This is a genomic window from Verrucomicrobiota bacterium (assembly GCA_016871535.1).
GTDB lineage: Bacteria > Verrucomicrobiota > Verrucomicrobiia > Limisphaerales > SIBE01 > VHCZ01.
Genome location: VHCZ01000142.1, coordinates 1 through 16,194, shown reverse-complemented (window position 1 = coordinate 16,194; position 16,194 = coordinate 1). Strand labels below are relative to the sequence as shown.

The window sequence follows — 16,194 nt, the reverse complement described above, 5'->3', positions numbered from 1 at the left end:
TACGTACTGCTGGCGCCCGGCGAGCATCTTGATCTTCTCGTGTGCCGAGACTGCGGGAGCGTCAGTGAGGTGGAGGACGCCGCCGCCGTTCGAGAACTGGAGCAGTGCATCGCCGCGCGTTCCGGGTTCTCGGTGCTTTATCACGAGCTTGAGTTCTACGGCACCTGCCCAGGCTGCCAGAGATCCAAATCCGCTCCACCGCGACTGCAATCCTCCCAGTCCGCCTGAGCCATGTTGAAACTTCTTCCCATCGAAGACGGCACGGAGTATTTCGCTGATCCAGCGGGAAGCAATGCCCAGCCCGACTGGACGCAACGCCCCACCCAAAACCCCGTGGAAGTCGGACCGCCGTGATCAACCGTCTGCATATGAGGCGCGGGAATTAAGTGCAACGTGCAGGTTGACTTGGTTTTCCCATTGATGCTTTCCCGCGATTGGCAAAGAATCGGGTGATGTCCGATTTGATTTCTATCTGCTGAGAAACGTTGCCATGCGCCGAAGGTTTTTGTTGTCTCCGCTACTGCTGATTTTGCTTTCGCTCCTTTTCGCGAGCATCGTCGCCCTCGCCCAAGGCTACGCGCCCGACGAAGCGCCCAAGCACATGACGATGCAGCCGGAACTGCAAGTCCAGCTCGTCGCCGGAGAACCGATGATCGTGCAACCCGTGTGCATCGAGTCCGACGACCGCGGGCGGCTCTGGGTGATGCAATACATCCAGTACCCGAATCCCGCCGACTTGAAGCGCGCCACGGTGGATCGCTGGTCGCGCACGATTTACGACCGCGTTCCCGAGCCGCCGCCGCGCGGGCCGAAGGGCAGCGACCGAATCACAATTCTCGAAGACACGAACGGCGACGGTCGCGCGGACAAGGCGCACGATTTTGTCAACAACCTCAATCTCGCCACGGGTATCGCTTTCGGGCACGGCGGCGTGTTCGTCCTGAATGTTCCCTACCTCTTGTTCTATCCCGACCGCAATCAGGATGATGTTCCCGATGGCGACCCGGAAGTGTGCCTGACCGGCTTCGGCATGGAGGACGCGCACTCGGTGGCGAACTCGCTCACGTGGGGGCCGGACGGCTGGCTCTACGGCAATCAAGGCAGCACGGTCACAGCGCACATTCGTGGTCTTGAATTCCAACAGGGGCTGTGGCGTTATCACCCGGTCACCCGCGAGTTCGAGTTGTTCCTCGAGGGCGGCGGCAACGATTGGGGGATGGATTTCGACGACGAGGGCGAGTTGCTTTTCAGCACGAACGTCGGCGGATACCGCAACTGGCACGGCGTGCAGGGCGGTTACTACTGGAAGAGTTTCGGCAAGCACGGCGCGCTGCATAATCCCTACGCGTTCGGTTTTTTCGAACACGTGCCGCACACGAATTTCACTGGCGGCCACGTGACGGACGGCGGCGTCGTCTATCAAGGCACGAACCTCCCGCCGCGTTTTCACGGCCGTTACATCTGCGGCGACCTGCTCGGCCACGGGGTGCAGTGGCATGAAATGTATCGCCGGGGTTCGACCTTCACGTCCGCGCACGGCGGTTACCTCTGCGAGGCGAACGACAAATGGTGCGCACCCACGGACCTCACGATGTCGCCCGATGGTGCGATTTATTTCGCCGACTGGTTTGACCAACGCACGGCGCATCCCGACCCCGACGCAGAGTGGGATCGCAGCAACGGCCGTGTGTACCGCATCTCGGCCAAAGGCACGAAGCCGGACTACGGACCGAACTTTCAAGCTTTCACCACGCCGCAACTGATCGCACTGCTGGACAATCCCAACCGTTATTATGTGCGCCGCGCCCGCCGCGTATTGGCTGACCGCCGCGATTCCACCGCAATTCCGCCGTTGCGCAAACTCGTGCTCGAATCGAAGAAAGACCATCTCGCGCTTGAAGCCTTGTGGGCGCTCTACGTGAGCGGCGGATTCAACGAAGCCATTGCGGCGAAAACGCTCAATCATCGCTTCGGTGCGATTCGCAAATGGACGGTCCGTTTTCTTGGCGATGACAAGAAGGCGGTTGGGCCCAAGCTCGCGCGCACGTTGGTGGACATGGCGACGACTGACCCCGACGTTCGCGTCCGCAGCCAGCTCGCGGCGTCGGCTCAGCGGCTGCCGGCGAGTCAGGCTTTGCCGGTCATCGAGGCGTTGCTTGTGCGGGACGTTGATTGGGTCGATCCCTGCCTGCCACTTCAGTTGTGGTGGGCGGTCGAGCGCCACGCGGTGAGCGCGTTACCCGGCGTGGAAAAGTTCTTCACCTCGCCTGCGGCGTGGAAATCGAAACTTGCGCGCGAAGTGATTGAGGAGCGCCTGATGCGCCGCTGGATTGCTGAGGGGACTCCATCAACGTTCGATGCCGCCGCGCAATTGCTGGCGAGCGCACCTGGTGGGACGGGCGTCCCGCCCGTCCCACTACAGAAACTGCTCGTCGCTCTCGAACAAGGATTCCACGATCGCCCCGTCGGCGAGGTCAAGTTTGGCACGGGCGGCCTGTTTGCGAACGCGGAGGTCACCGCCATCAAGACCAACGCGGCCAAAGCTCCAATTGAGCGCATCACACCAGCACTGGCCGCGCAGCTTGATTCGATCTGGCGCGACGATACCACGAACGCAGCGCTCATCGGCTTCGGTATTCGCACTGGTCGCGCCGCCGCTGCCGCGCGCGCCCGCGCCTTGCTGACCGACGCCGCTGTCAGACCAGAACTGCGCCTGGCGATGATCCAGATGCTCGGCCGGCTCGGCGATCCCCCCGACGCCGAGCGCCTGCTCAGTCTTGTAGGAAACGCGCCGGAGTCGGTGCAGCTCGGCGCGCTCGACGGATTGCCTGCGTTCGATGTGCCAGCCCTTGCGAGTGAATTGCTCCAGCGTTACCCGAGACTTCCCGACCGCGTTCGCGGCCGGGTGCGCCAGGTGTTGTTGAGCCGCAAAGCGTGGGCGCAGACGGTTTTGCAGGAGGTTGAAACGGGTCGCTTGCCCGCGTCGGACTTCGGCATTGAGCAGGTTCGTGTCGTCGCGCTGCATCAGGACCAGGCGCTGGATGATTTGGTGCGCAAGCACTGGGGACGGTTGAATCCCGGCACGCCCGAGGAAAAACTCGCGGAGATGCGCCGGCTCAACAATGACCTGAACGTCGGTCAGGGTGATCCTGCGCGGGGCCGCGAGATTTACGCAAAGGTCTGCGGCGTTTGCCACACGATGTTTGGGGAGGGCGGCAAAGTCGGCCCCGACCTGACTGAGGCCAACCGCGCGGACCGGGAGTTTCTGCTGGCGAGCATCGTTGATCCCAGCGCTGCCGTCCGGAAGGAGTTCATTTCCTACGATGTGGAAACCAAGGATGACCGCATGTTGTCCGGCGTCATCCAGGATCAATCCGGAGGCAACCTCACCCTTGGCATCGCCACGGGCGAGCGCATCGTGATTCCGCGGACGCAGATCGTGTCGCTGCGCGAATCGCCGTTGTCCGTGATGCCCGAAGGCCTGGTCAAACCGCTCAAGCCGCAGGAGCTGCGCGATTTGTTTGGGTATCTCCAGAGCAAGAAATCGTCGGCTGCATTGAAATGATGAAGCAACCACCTGGTCAAGCCTGTGTTCTCCCTCACCCTGGCCGGCCCTCTCGCGCTGGAGAAGGTCAGGGTGAGTCGAGTTTTCTTTCCCAAGCCATGAAAACATCTTTGGTGACCGTCTGTTTGGGTCTTCTCCTGACCGCTTGCGTTGCTGCCGCCGACGCCCCGCGCACTTACGAGAACAAGCTCACCCCTATCAAGAATCCAAAGCCCCTGCTCGCCGATCACGCCGAATGGGTCGAGCCCATACGCGAAACCAACCGTTGGGAAGCGCCCGCCATCGTCAACGACGCGGTCGCCGACCTGCACGTGCGCGCGTGGCGCTGGAGTTACAACGCGCGCGGCATCATCGAAATGCCAAACCATCTGCGCGCCAGCGAGACTGCGATCATCATGGTTCATCCGTGGGGTATTGACGACGGGCAGGGCTGGGACACGCCCGAACCGGCGGGCGTGGCGGATTTTTGCACGCCGGAAAAAAATCATCTCGCCGCGAAACACACGCGTGGCGTGGTGAATCCGTTTCTCAAAGCGCTGCGTGGAAAAGTCGCTGCTGTCCTCTACAGTTTGCCGGGCACGAACGATCCGATCCGGCGTAAAATGTATCGTTCATTCACGCACAATCCTGACGCCGCGGAGCGGAAACAGGGCGCGGCGGAACTGGACGCGACACTTCGCGCGTTCAATTATCACGGCGAAGCTTTACCCGCGACGCTCAAGCTTTCGCAAGACAAGCCGGCCGTGGATTACTTCAGGCAATTTCCCGGCTTGGAGGCGTACCGCTACAACAACCCCGGGTTTTGGAATCTGCCAATTCCCGTCACGCGCGACATCGCAGTGTTCCCCGACGACGTGGTGATTTACGACGCCGAGGGTTACGAGAAGCTGCGGGAGTTTCTCCATCAGCAAGGTGTCCGGCACGTGTTGCTGACCGGTTACGCCACGGACATGTGTTACGCCCGCACCTGCGCCGGCTACGAGAATCTGTCGAAGGACTTCAACACGTTCCTGGTCGGGGACGCCACGCTGGCCACGTTTCCGGCACACGTGACGCCGAAATTCGCGACCAGCGCGCACATTGCCTTCGCCTCACTCAACCAACTCATCACCCAAATCTCTTGGATCAAATATGAACCGAGGAAGAAATGAACTCCCGGGCACACGCCGCGAATTTCTCCGAGCCATTTCGCTGGGCGGCGCCGCTGCGGGCCTCGGCGGCCTGAGTGCTATTGCTCAACCAGCTCCGCCGACCAAACGCGACAAGGCTCTCATCGCCATCACGCTCGACCTCGAAATGGCGCGCAATTTTCCCAAGTGGCACGACACAGAATGGGATTACATCAAGGGCAATCTCAACGACGAGGCCAAGCGCTACGCCGTCGAAGCCGCGCGGCGCGTGAGGGCGCGCGGCGCCATGATTCATTTCTTCGCCGTCGGTCGCACACTTGAACAGGAGAACGTGGACTGGCTGAAACAACTTCACGCGGACGGTCACCCCATTGGCAATCACACCTACGACCACGTGTATGTGCTGGCCACCACGCCGGACGACCTCCAATACCGTTTCAGACGCGCGCCGTGGTTGATCGCGGGCAAGCCGCCGGCGCAGGTTATTCGCGAGAATGTCCAGCTCTGCACGGACGCCATGCGGATGCGGCTCGGCTTCGGTCCGGACGGTTTTCGCGCACCTGGTGGTTTTGAGAACGGATTGACCGGCCGCACCGACGTGCAACAGATGTTGCTCGACTGTGGTTTCAAATGGGTGAGCGCCAAGTATCCGAAGCATCGCTACGGCAATCCTACCGAGCCGGCGACCAAGGCTGTGCTCGACGACATCGTCCGCGCCCAAGCCGACGCGCAACCGTTTGTCTATCCGACCGGATTGATTGATGTGCCGATGAGTCCGATCAGCGACATCGGCGCATTCCGCAACGCGCGTTGGAAGCTCGACGATTTCCTGCGCGCCATCCGACTCGGCGTCGAGTGGTCCATTGAGAATCGCGCCGTGTATGATTTTCTCGCGCATCCATCCGTGCTTTATCCCAACGACCCGGAGTTCAAGGCGATTGAATTGATTTGCGAACTGGTGAAGCAAGCTGGCGACCGCGCCGCGATTGTCAGCCTCGATACGATTGCCAAACAGCTAACACCCTCATCGCGCTGAACATGAAAACCAAGACTTCCCGCACCCACTCGCCAAACCGCCGAAAGTTTATCAGCGCCGGATTGATCGGGCTCGCCGGTGGCCTGCCGTCCATTGCCAAAGCGGCTGAAGGCGCGAAGACGGAGTCCAAGTCGAAAATTCAGGGAATGAATCCGCCCGACGCGCCGTCCGCCGATGTGGGTTACACGCCCGGCATCCTTGCCGAAGGTCAGCGGCTCGTGTTCATCTCCGGCCAGGGCCCGCGTGATTACAACGCGAACATGGAGACGCAATTCCGTCAGACGTTCGAACGCATCAAGCTGATTCTCGAGAAAGCCGGCGGCACGATGGCGAATATTGTGATTCTGCGCGCTTACTTCGTCCATTTCAGCCGCGACCTGCCGGTGTATCGCAAGGTCCGGAAGGAATTTCTCGTGAAGCCGTATCCCGCCTCGACCGCTGTGGGCGTGACCGAACTCGCGCCGGAAGGAAACCAAATCGAAATCGAGGCGGTGGCGGTGTTGTAGGACAGGCGTCGCGCCTGCGCCGAAACTTGGCGCAACCAATGTATGGTTATTTAGGGGACACAACACCAGCCCGTGAACGGTATCCTTAAGAATGGAGACGGGCGCGACGCCTGTCCTAGGCCGTCGGTCGCGCTTCGCCTGGCGGCCTGGCTGGTGCTGGCATTGCTCGTGACCTCTTGGGAAAGTTTTGCGTCAACCAACCTCGGCCATCCACGGCTTTATTTTTCCACAAATGATTTGTCCGTCTTGCGCGCTGCTCGCTTCTCGGGAACGCGGGTGTTGATCTGGGGCAATCTCGCCCAATCCGCGGATTGGTGTCTGACCCGCAAGCCGAGGGGGAAGTGGATCGCGCCGGTTTCGCCCGATCCAAATTACGAAAATCTCTACGACCGCTTCTACGCGATCATGGGCGACCTCGCGATCACCGAACATCTTTCGTTCGCCTACGCTTTGAGCGGCGAGGCGCGTTACGGAGAAGCGGCGAGGCTTTGGGTGCTGTCCAGTTGTCGCACGTGGCAACGCGAGGCGGATGACAAACCCGACAGCGGCAAGGCCTACGCCGTGTCGCGTTTGCTCAAAGGCGTGGCCGTTGGTTACGACGCGGCCTTTGATCGTTTCACGGAGGCGGAACGCATGGAGATTCGCGACACGCTCGCGCGCATCGGCCAAAAATATTTCGTGGACTGGTTCAACACGCCAACCGTCACCGGGCCGGGCTATCACAGCCATCACGCCATCGTGGAATGGGGCTCGTTCGGTGTGCTGGCGCTGGCGCTGCTCGGCGATGTTCCAGAAGCGCAGGAATGGTTGAACGTCACGACGCGAAAGTTCGAGGAACATCTTCTACCAAACGGATTGGCTCCGGACGGCGCGCAGACTGAGGGCGCGACTTTTTGGGCTTCGACCATGCATTATCGCCTGTTTTTCATGGACGCACTTCGTCGCGTGACGAGAAAGGATCTGTTTCAACCTTTCGCAAAACAGATGAATGCCGATATCGCGCTGGCCAGTGTGGCTTGTTGGAAACGGCCCGGTCTCGACCGCGATCAAGCGAACGTGGTGCTCGAACCTTCTTACGGTCAGCTCGATTACTACGCGCCGATTCTGCTCGCGTTGGCCCGCGAATATCGGCGGCCGACTTACCAGCACCTGGCGCGGTGGGACGAATCGCTCGGCAACCTGCAGCGCTCCCGTTATGTGACGCCGCACGGTGAAGAGTTGTTGTTCGAACTCGGCGGCTACGCCTTTCTGTGGTGCGACGATTCCGTGGCCGACCGGGCGGACGAAAAGAGACTGTCGTGGAGTTTCCCGTCCGTCAGCGAAGTGTATGCGCGGGCCTCGTGGAAGTCGGGCGATGTTTTGGTCGGTCTGCGCAAGGGCGAACTGGTGGTTCACGTCGGCGGTCACGCGGTGCTGGCTGGCGCTTGGGCGGAGCAGGGCTCGACCAATTTCGTTTGTAGGGTTTTATCGGACGACGGGCGGAAAGTGACGCTTGAATCGCGCGCCCAGAACGGCAGATCGTTGGTGGTGCGACTGGATCGCCCCAAGCAACAACTGCTAATCCACCGGAATTCGGACGGGGAATGGCATTGGTGGTGTCACGAGACGCCGGCCCGCAAAGGCAACATGCTTTCATGGAACTCCGGGGTGGCGCTGAGGTTCAAGGCTGGCAGGATCAGCAAGTTCGAGCCCGCTGGTTACGCACCGAAACTCTCCGTCGCCTTCGGCAAGCTCGACATGGTTGACCCGCTGGCGCGAGCGTATCCGCTCGTCGAAGTACTGGCCCCGGCGAAGGGAGAAACCATCATCGAGGTTAACTACAAACCGCGACCGGGGCGCACGGAGTGACGCGCCCTACCTGAATCAATCGAGCGACGCCGCCATGACTTCCCGAATCGTTTCGGTCGAAACTTTTGTCGCCCGCTATCCCATCCTTGGGCGGTTCAAGTTCTTTCCGCCGTCGGGCAGCGCGCGGGCGACGCGCGACACGGTGATGGTGAAGATTTGCGATGATGCCGGCAACGTCGGTTGGGGTCAGAGCGTGCCATCGCCGACGTGGAGTTACGAAACAATCGAGACGGTGCGCACGACCATTGACCGCCACCTCGCCTCGGCGCTGATCGGTTCGGACCCGTTTGATACCGACGGGGTATGGCGCGTCCTGAATCGCACCATTGCGCCGTCGTTTTCCACGGGACAGCCGATCAGCAAGGCGGGAATTGATCTGGCGTTGTTCGACCTCACCGGACGCGCGTTGCGAAAGACAGCGGCGGAACGCTGGAATCGCAGGAGGCGCGAAACCATCACGCTCAGTTGGACGGTGGACGCCAGGACGATTGAAGAAGGGGAGACGGCAGTCGCTGAGGGCAATCAACGCGGCTTCTGCAATTTCAACGTCAAGGCCGGTCCGGACGCGGACTTCGACGTACAACTGTGCGCCGCCATCCGGCGTCTCGCGCCGGATGCGTTCGTGTGGGTGGATGCGAACGGTGGATACGATGTGGAAACCGCACTCGCGGTTGCGCCGAAACTCGCGGACTTGGGGATCGCCGCGTTGGAGCAACCGCTGCCGGCAAATCGGTTGATCGGGTACCGCGAACTGCGCAAGCAACGCGCACTCCCGATTCTCATGGACGAAGGCATCGTCTCGGTGGCGGACCTCGAAACGTTCCACCAACTTGATCTCCTCGATGGCGTGGCGATGAAAGTCCCGCGTTGCGGCGGACTCACTGAGGCGCGACGCATCCTCGAGTACATGGAGCAGCACGGCTTGCTGTTTTTCGCGAGCGGCCTGACCGACCCCGATGTTTCGCTTGCCGCGACGCTGTTGCTTTACGGCGCGTTCAATCTCGAGCGACCCGCAGCGCTCAACGGACCGCAGTTCTTGAGTGGAACGTTTTTGGAGCAACCAGTTCGTGTCGAAGGCGATCGAGCCAGTGTGCCTTTGGGATTCGGCCTGGGCATCGAAGTGAACGAAACCCGTCTTCGCGCGAGCGAAATTGCGGAGTGAATTTGGAACGGATTGAAGTTTGAACTTGGGCGGCGGGGCGCGGTTTGGCTTTATCTGCGCCCCTTCGGCCTCCGTGAGAACGGCGGGCTTGCTCTCGAAATGCCGCCTTTGCAAATTGCTCCCATGCTTACACCGACCCAGATCGCCCGCGGCCTTGCGGGAATCGTCCTCTCCGTTCAGCTCACGCATTGCACCACCGGCCAGGGCGCTGTCTTGTCGCTCGACGGCACGCACGTCGTTCCCCACCTGCAGTCCACCGAGATACGCTACCGCAAGGCGCCCGACTTCAGCCTCGGCGCGCGGGTCGAAGTGTTCCTGCGCAACAAATCGGCGAACACCCTCACGATCCCGGCTTCGACGGACATCCGCCTGCGTGGACAAACGCCCGACGACCTGCTGAAAGGCGATGAATGGGCGTGGCACGACCTGCCGTCGGCCTGGGGTGGCGAGCCGCTGCGCCTGCCGCCCGGCGCGATGACGGTGTGGAGCTGGAACGGCAAACGCGCGTCCTGGGGCACGAACACCCAGGCGGAGCTGGCGGTTGCCCTGCCCGAAGCCGGTGAAGCGAGCCAGTTACCGGTGCGCATCGACGCTCCCAACGTCTGGCTGTCCGCAGTCACGTTCCTTGGCGCCACCAACGTGCAGCCGGACTCGATGATTTTTCATGTGGTTAATCGTTCTTCAAGCTCGCTGCGCCTGGAGGCGTGCCGGCTCTGGTTGCCGGAGAACAACGCCACGTGGCGCGCCCTGCTCCCTCAGCCGTGGATCAGCAAACGTCTCGATCGCTTTCCCGCGAATGGCGTGATCCCGGACAACGACCGCGGTGGGGCTCGCATCGCGACGGAGCCTCTGCCGTTGACCTATGCCGCGATTGAAGTGCGTCTCTCTGACCGCAGCGGAAAACCAGTCACCGTCTGGGCGCATCAACGCATCAAGCGCGAGGTGTTCGACATCAGCGGCGGCTGGGTGGCCTCGGGGCTTGGCTCCAGCAACACCCTGCACGTGGCACCTTATCTGCAAACACTGAGCCGCATGCACATCAACGCCGGCATGCACCAGCATGTCCCCGGCTATTCGGACACGCCGCTCTTCGAGAAGTATCCGCTCAAATACATGAACCGGCTGCAGCCCTTTGATCGATACGACACGGAGGCGATGCTCCCGCGCATCCACGCCGTCGAGTTCCTCGGGGAGCCGCAGTATGGCGGAGGAAAACCTGTGTCGCCGATGGACTGCTGGAAGGCGATGTCGGTCTATGCCCCGACCCGACTTCCCACCTCGCTCACGCACAGCGAGGAGCGAGTCTGGCGGTTTTACGCCGGTCTCACCGACTACCCTCATTACGATGCCTATCGTGTCACGGCGCCGTCGCCTGACGCGTGGGGCATGTATGATCGTTGGGATGGCCAGCGCATCCGCTGGGGATCTCCGTTGGAGACCATTGGTGAGATGTCACGCTCGCTCCGGGAACTGAACCGGCCCCGGCCCGTGGCCTATTGGTCCCAGGGTCCGCATCACGATTGGCAGGGCTACGGCGGTCGCCAGCGCGGTTCGCCGACGCCGGACGAGCTCCGACTTCAGGCTTATCACGCGCTCTCCAGCCGCATCACCTCGCTTTACTGGTTCAACCTCAGCCTGCGCTCACTGGTCACCTTTCCGGATCTCATCGAGCCGATGACCCGCGTCGGTCGCGAGATTCGGATGTTGGAAGACTACTACATCGAAGGCGACGCGGTGAGCCACGAAAGGGTGTTACGCCATGGCAAGCCCGACTGGGACCTCGATGTCGTCGCCAGCCCGCGGGGAGCTGTCCTGTTCGCCCTTGACCTGGCCTATGAAGCCGACCGCGAGGAGCGTGTGTTCAAGTTTGGAGAGCCGCGCAGCGCCACGTTCCACTTCCCGCTCCCTGCATACATCCGCAAGCCAGCCGAGGTCTTCCGTGTGGACGCGGACGGCGTGACGAAAGTGAAACACTCCTTCAGGCGCGGAGTGTTAACCATCCAGGACCAGGCAAGCCGGGTCGCGATCTATGTCGCCGCCACGACTCCCGGCGAGCGGGCGCGCATCGAGACGCGCCGCCAGGAGCTCGTGGCCATTGAGAAGACCAACGACTTCGACCCCGGCCGCAAGCCGGAGGATCTGGCAGTTTTGCGGGAAATGCTGGCCGCAAAGCGCAAGTGAAGACTGCCTCTCCACTCAAACCAGAACCAGTCTCCTTATGCTCAACCGTTCCGCCGGATCCTGCTTCGCGAATCGAGACCGCCGTCGCATCGACACATTTGCGCTGTGGACTTCACTCATGCTCGCGGCGATGGGATTGTTCACAGCGCTGTCCGCGGCCGAGGCTCCGTGGTTCAGTCGCTCCCGGGTCGGAGATGACGAGCAATGGCATTGCCGGGTTCCACCTCGGGATGTTCTACGTCGTGGATACCCAAGAAGCAGAAAAGTCTCGGCACGAAGGACCGCGCCGAAGCCCAATCCCTTCTTACTGTGCAGACCGTGGGATTGACGACAGATCCACCGGAGAACCGTAGCGCAGATTTTCAATCTGCTGTATCGCCGTGCCGACCGTGGCGCTGAAGGAAGCGGTGTCGCGCTATCAATTCCGCAGCCTCGGTCAGGCGACGAGTTGCCGCGTGAGCTTCCATGCCCTCACCGCCGAACGCCGCATCGCGCATCCGGCGGTGTCAGTCATCACGCACCATCCGCTATCTTAGCGGTATCGCCAAAACGTTATTTGTTCGTCCACGAAGCGATGCGGCGGCTGCCATTCCCGGATCAGCGTGCGCCAGCGCAGCGGCAGGCTGCGCACGCGGAGCTTGTAATCAATCAACGTCCCTTCGCGCATGACGATGGGGCCCGGGGTCACGATCTGAAAATTGAGCCACGGCGGCGTGATGGCGTCGAGGTTCGCGGCGTCGGCGAAGAAGGGGAACAATTCCTCCGGCGGCAGCGGCAACCAGAGTTCGGATTGAGATTCACGCACGCGCATCTTTCCATCACCGATTCACTTCCCCGCCTCCGTCCGCAGCATGACCTCGTTTCGACGCAGAAACGCCGGCGTCCACGGCGGATCGAAATAGCCATACACCGGCGACGACAACACGCTCAACCGCTCCGCATCCATCCACGCCTTCAACCGCGCCAGCGACTCCGCCTCCTTCTTCGCGTTGCGCCCGCCACTGTAACGCAGCACCGCAAACCGCCCCGCCGCCAGTTCGCGCACCGTCACTGTGCCATCCGACGGCTTGGGCACTTCGTCCGTCTTCATCTTGGCCGGCAGCACGAAGGCCATCGTCGTGTTCGCTTCGCTGCTCGACATGAACACCGGCGTGGTCATGGCGATCTTCTGCTTGCCCTCGTTGCCGCCGGTGATGAACCGGAACAACCGCATGAAACTTCCGTCGCTCCCTTCCCGGCTGCCGGCGGCCATCGGCGTCTCCACCACCGTGAGCGCCGGATAATCGCGCACCTGAAACTTCCCGTCCGACCGCACGACCGTGTAAGGCGCGGACTCGTAACCCGCGCGCGTGGCCTGGCAACCCGCGAGCGCGAGGCCAATCACCACCACCAGAATCAACAGCGGAATCCACATTTTCTTCACCGCGAGAATTTAGCAAAGCGGCCTCGGCAAGGCGACTGAAGAACGTCCGGCCCGGCGCTCGAAGAAGGTGACGGTGCGCCAGCACCTCCCAATCCGCCGTGAGCGAGCCTGGGGAAGTGCGAAGTGCGAGGTGCGAGGTGCGAAGTTCAGTCAGTTCGACAATCGAAAGCGGTCACTCGCACGTGGTCGGCTTCGACATTCGAAACTCGTCCTTCGACATTCGCCTCGCTGGCTGACCAGCAGGAAATCATTGTTCGCCGGCTGCTCCCAAGCGATGACGCGGACTCGCTCCGGCTTCTGTTCGGCGCAGCGCTTGGTCAAACCAACGCCTCGCTGCAAACGATCCGGGGAACTGGCCGCCCGGCGGCGTGGAGGTTTCGCCGGTCAATCCAGTCGCGCAAATTGTGCTGGTCGTAAATGCGCGCCAACGCCTTGTAGAGCGCGTCGCCTGTCACACCGTTGCGCCGGAGGATGATTGCCTCACGGTGGACGGCTCGCGTGATCGGACCACGGAAAGCCTTCTCCAAGACATTGATGTTCGCTTTAAGCTCCTCGTCTGCCGTCGCGCCGAACAGCACGCGCAACTCCCGCAAGACGTAATTCTGTCCGTGACTCAATGACAAGGTGTGCGCCCGCTCGGCCTGCCGGTGCTTCACTTCCTCCGCGAATTGGCGCTGCACTCGCATCACGGCTGCGTTGTAGTCGTTCGGCAATGGCTGGCTTCTCAGTTCCGGGCCGCATTTGATCGCGCCCAGAATCCTGGGGATGTCCTTCGAGACGACCTTGCCCTCGGAATCCAAAAGGAACAACTGCTGAAAGCCTTTGGCCGTCTCGCGTTCCGGCGAAGTCGCTTCGCAGAAAACGAATTGCCCCTTCAGTGTCGAAGTCTTGGCCGCACGGATGCCGTCTCGCAAATTCGCGATGCGCTCGTATTCCGCCGGATTCTCCTTCCGCAACTGCCGCAGGATTTCTTCCGCTTCGTTCAGGTCAAGGAACTCGTCCTCCTCATCCTCAAACAAGCTCAACTGCCCGCCGTTCTTCTGCTCGTAGATCGCATACATCGCCTCTTCGTTGAGCTTTTCCGTGCGGTCGAGAATTTCCGAGTCCTCACCAATGGTGTCGTGAATCTCCTGAATCCGACGATGCAGCTTGTCTTTCAAATCCAGATGCCGGTCGAGTCCGGTTTCCGGCAGGAAATTGAAACCATAGACGACATCGTGGTCGCTGCCGATGCGGTCAATGCGACCGAACCGCTGAATCAGCTTCACCGGATTCCAATGCAGGTCGTAATTGATGATGTTGTCGCAGTCCTGGAGGTTCAGACCTTCCGCCAGCACGTCCGTCGCGACCACCGTGAACAGTTCCTTTTCGCCCGCTGTGAACCTGTATTCAGGATTCGCCTTTGGCGCGAACCGACCCACCACCCGCGCCTTGCTCTTGTCGCCGCTGAAAATCACGTCAATGTCCTCGCGCTTGCCGCCGGGATTCAGATTGTCGTGCAAATACTTCGCCGTGTCCGCGTATTGGGTGAAGATCAGGCGCTTGCCTTCCTTCAACGGTTTCGCCGCGAGCCGTTCTTTGAGCTTCTGCAACTTGGCATCCTGCTCCGGGGTGATGGGCGCGACGAGTTGCAGAATCTTCCTGAGCAGTTCCAGATCGTGTTCAATGTCCGCCTTCAGCTTGCCGGAGTTGAAATCCTTGATGTCATATCGCTTGGAAACCTCGCGCAGCGCGTCCATCAAATCCTGCTCTTCCGCCGCGTTCGGCTCGTAGAGAATCGCCTGCGCGTCTTCGCCCGCCGGCACGAAGCCTTGCTTCAGCGCCTCCAGGAAACGCTCATGCACGACAATCAGCCGACGCACCGTTTCCTTGAACGCATACACCGATGACTCGAACCGCTTGAACAGCAAGATGCGAATCAACCCGCGCAACGTGTGGCCCGCCCGATGCAGGCTCGCGTAAGGCTCGCGCTTCTGCTTGGCGGCATCCACGTAGTGGAAAAGACCGTAGCGCGCGTAGGTCAATTCCTCCCCCGTGGCCTTGATCGTCCGGCCCTTCTTCGGCTTGCCGAGATAGCCCCGCAATTGCTGATAAAGCCCCCGATACGTGTCCTCGATGCTGTATTCAATCGTCTCCAGTTCGCGCTTGGGGAAGAACTGATGCCGCCCGCCGACGAACACATACGCCCGCTTTCGCCCGTCGAGGTAATCACGGAACTGAGACGGGTCAACGGGCTGGTGCGTGACCGAATCGAAGCCATACCAGCGCAGAATGTGATTCCGCGTGCGGCGGATGAGGATGTTCGCCAGCAAATCCGGCAGCTTCCGTTCGCCGTCCTCAATCAGCTTGAAGTATTGCTTCAAGTCCGGCGGATCAACCGGCAAATCCGTTTTGTCGTCCTGGTGGAACAGCTTGATTTGGGAATACACGTCCCAGGCGCTCTTGTTGCGCGGCGTGGCCGTGAGAAAACAGCAGCGCCGGCCCGTGCTCAAGAACGCCTCGACCACTTTGTAACGCTGCGTGTCGCGATGCCGGAGATTGTGGCTTTCGTCAATCAGCACGAAATCGCGGTCCTTGTAGAGCACGTCCTCCAGCAGCATGTTCACCGCGCCATCGTCATCCTCGCGCAACAGGCCCATCGAAAGCACCCGCGCGTTAAGCTGATAAACCTCGTTGTAACGCTCCCACATTTCCGTGAGCGGCGCAGGGCACAGGATGAGCGCCCGCGCGTGATCCGTGCGCTCGAAATGCTTCACGATGGCCGCGCCGATGTAGCTCTTGCCGAGGCCAACCACGTCCGCCACAAACGCCCCGCCGTAATCCTTCACCATCTGCACCGCCTGGCGCACCGCGACCTTTTGGAAATCCGCCAGCCGCCGCGTGATCTCGTCATCCCAGAGAATGTCCTTGTCATCCTCGCCCTCCAGGCGGTCGCGCACGAGCGCGTAGAGCGTTTTCATGTAAACGTCATACGGGCGCACTGCCGCCACCGCCCACGACTGCTTCATCTCCTGCATCAAAGCCTCGTCAAAGTCCTGCGACTCTTTCCAAAGCTCGTCGAACCACTTCGCCAGCTCCGCGTGGTTGTCGTTGCCCTGCACCAGCACGTTCAACTCCGTGTTGTGCGTCACACCGGACAACGTGAGGTTCGACGAGCCGACGATGGCGATGCCCTTCTCGTGCCGCTCCACCGCCTTGCCGCTGGCGTCAAACACCTTGCCGTAATCGAAGATGTATGCCTTCGCGTGCAAGCGGCCCTTGGTATAGACCTTCACCGCAAGCCGCTTCTCTTCGATCATTCGCACCAGCGCCGTCACGACCGCCTGCGCTTCATCCGTCTGGT

At 61.2% G+C, this 16,194-nt stretch carries 11 protein-coding genes; 8 read left to right on the top strand and 3 right to left on the bottom strand.

The features are described 5' to 3' along the window. The 8 genes from FJ398_17410 to FJ398_17375 all read left to right on the top strand — a co-directional run. The coding region (locus tag FJ398_17410) for a hypothetical protein (GenBank protein ID MBM3839707.1) at positions 1-228 on the top strand (228 nt) is incomplete at its 5' end. A gap of 262 nt (positions 229-490) precedes the next feature. Next, positions 491-3,565, top strand: a complete 3,075-nt coding sequence (locus FJ398_17405; GenBank protein ID MBM3839706.1) for a c-type cytochrome — start codon at positions 491-493, stop codon at positions 3,563-3,565. A gap of 98 nt (positions 3,566-3,663) precedes the next feature. Then, on the top strand, positions 3,664-4,716 hold the full coding sequence (locus tag FJ398_17400; protein ID MBM3839705.1) for a cysteine hydrolase: 1,053 nt from the start codon (positions 3,664-3,666) through the stop codon (positions 4,714-4,716). After that, positions 4,697-5,731 carry a twin-arginine translocation signal domain-containing protein gene (locus tag FJ398_17395; protein MBM3839704.1) on the top strand — a complete coding sequence of 345 codons (1,035 nt, stop codon included), beginning with the start codon at positions 4,697-4,699 and terminating at the stop codon, positions 5,729-5,731. Before FJ398_17400 ends, FJ398_17395 begins: the two co-directional genes overlap by 20 nt. Positions 5,732-5,733: 2 nt before the next feature. After that, a complete protein-coding gene (locus FJ398_17390) occupies positions 5,734-6,237 on the top strand; it encodes a hypothetical protein (GenBank protein MBM3839703.1) in 504 nt (167 codons plus the stop codon). 72 nt (positions 6,238-6,309) lie between these two features. After that, positions 6,310-8,085: a DUF4962 domain-containing protein gene (locus FJ398_17385; protein MBM3839702.1), complete on the top strand. Its 1,776-nt coding sequence runs from the start codon at positions 6,310-6,312 to the stop codon at positions 8,083-8,085. A gap of 34 nt (positions 8,086-8,119) precedes the next feature. Further along, positions 8,120-9,247, top strand: a complete 1,128-nt coding sequence (locus FJ398_17380) for a mandelate racemase (GenBank protein MBM3839701.1) — start codon at positions 8,120-8,122, stop codon at positions 9,245-9,247. Between the two features lie 99 nt (positions 9,248-9,346). Further along, the gene (locus tag FJ398_17375) at positions 9,347-11,428 is read left to right on the top strand and encodes a hypothetical protein (protein ID MBM3839700.1); all 2,082 of its coding nucleotides are present in this window, start codon (positions 9,347-9,349) and stop codon (positions 11,426-11,428) included. A gap of 532 nt (positions 11,429-11,960) precedes the next feature. Here FJ398_17375 and FJ398_17370 read toward each other — a convergent pair. From FJ398_17370 to FJ398_17360, 3 genes are all read right to left on the bottom strand, one after another. Continuing rightward, entirely contained in the window at positions 11,961-12,233 is a 273-nt protein-coding gene (locus tag FJ398_17370; protein ID MBM3839699.1) for a hypothetical protein, read from the bottom strand. A 21-nt stretch (positions 12,234-12,254) separates the two neighbouring features. Beyond that, on the bottom strand, positions 12,255-12,842 hold the full coding sequence (locus FJ398_17365) for a heme-binding protein (protein ID MBM3839698.1): 588 nt from the start codon (positions 12,840-12,842) through the stop codon (positions 12,255-12,257). A gap of 326 nt (positions 12,843-13,168) precedes the next feature. Continuing rightward, positions 13,169-16,194 (bottom strand): helicase (locus tag FJ398_17360; GenBank protein ID MBM3839697.1); only part of this gene is annotated, 3,026 nt, incomplete at its 5' end.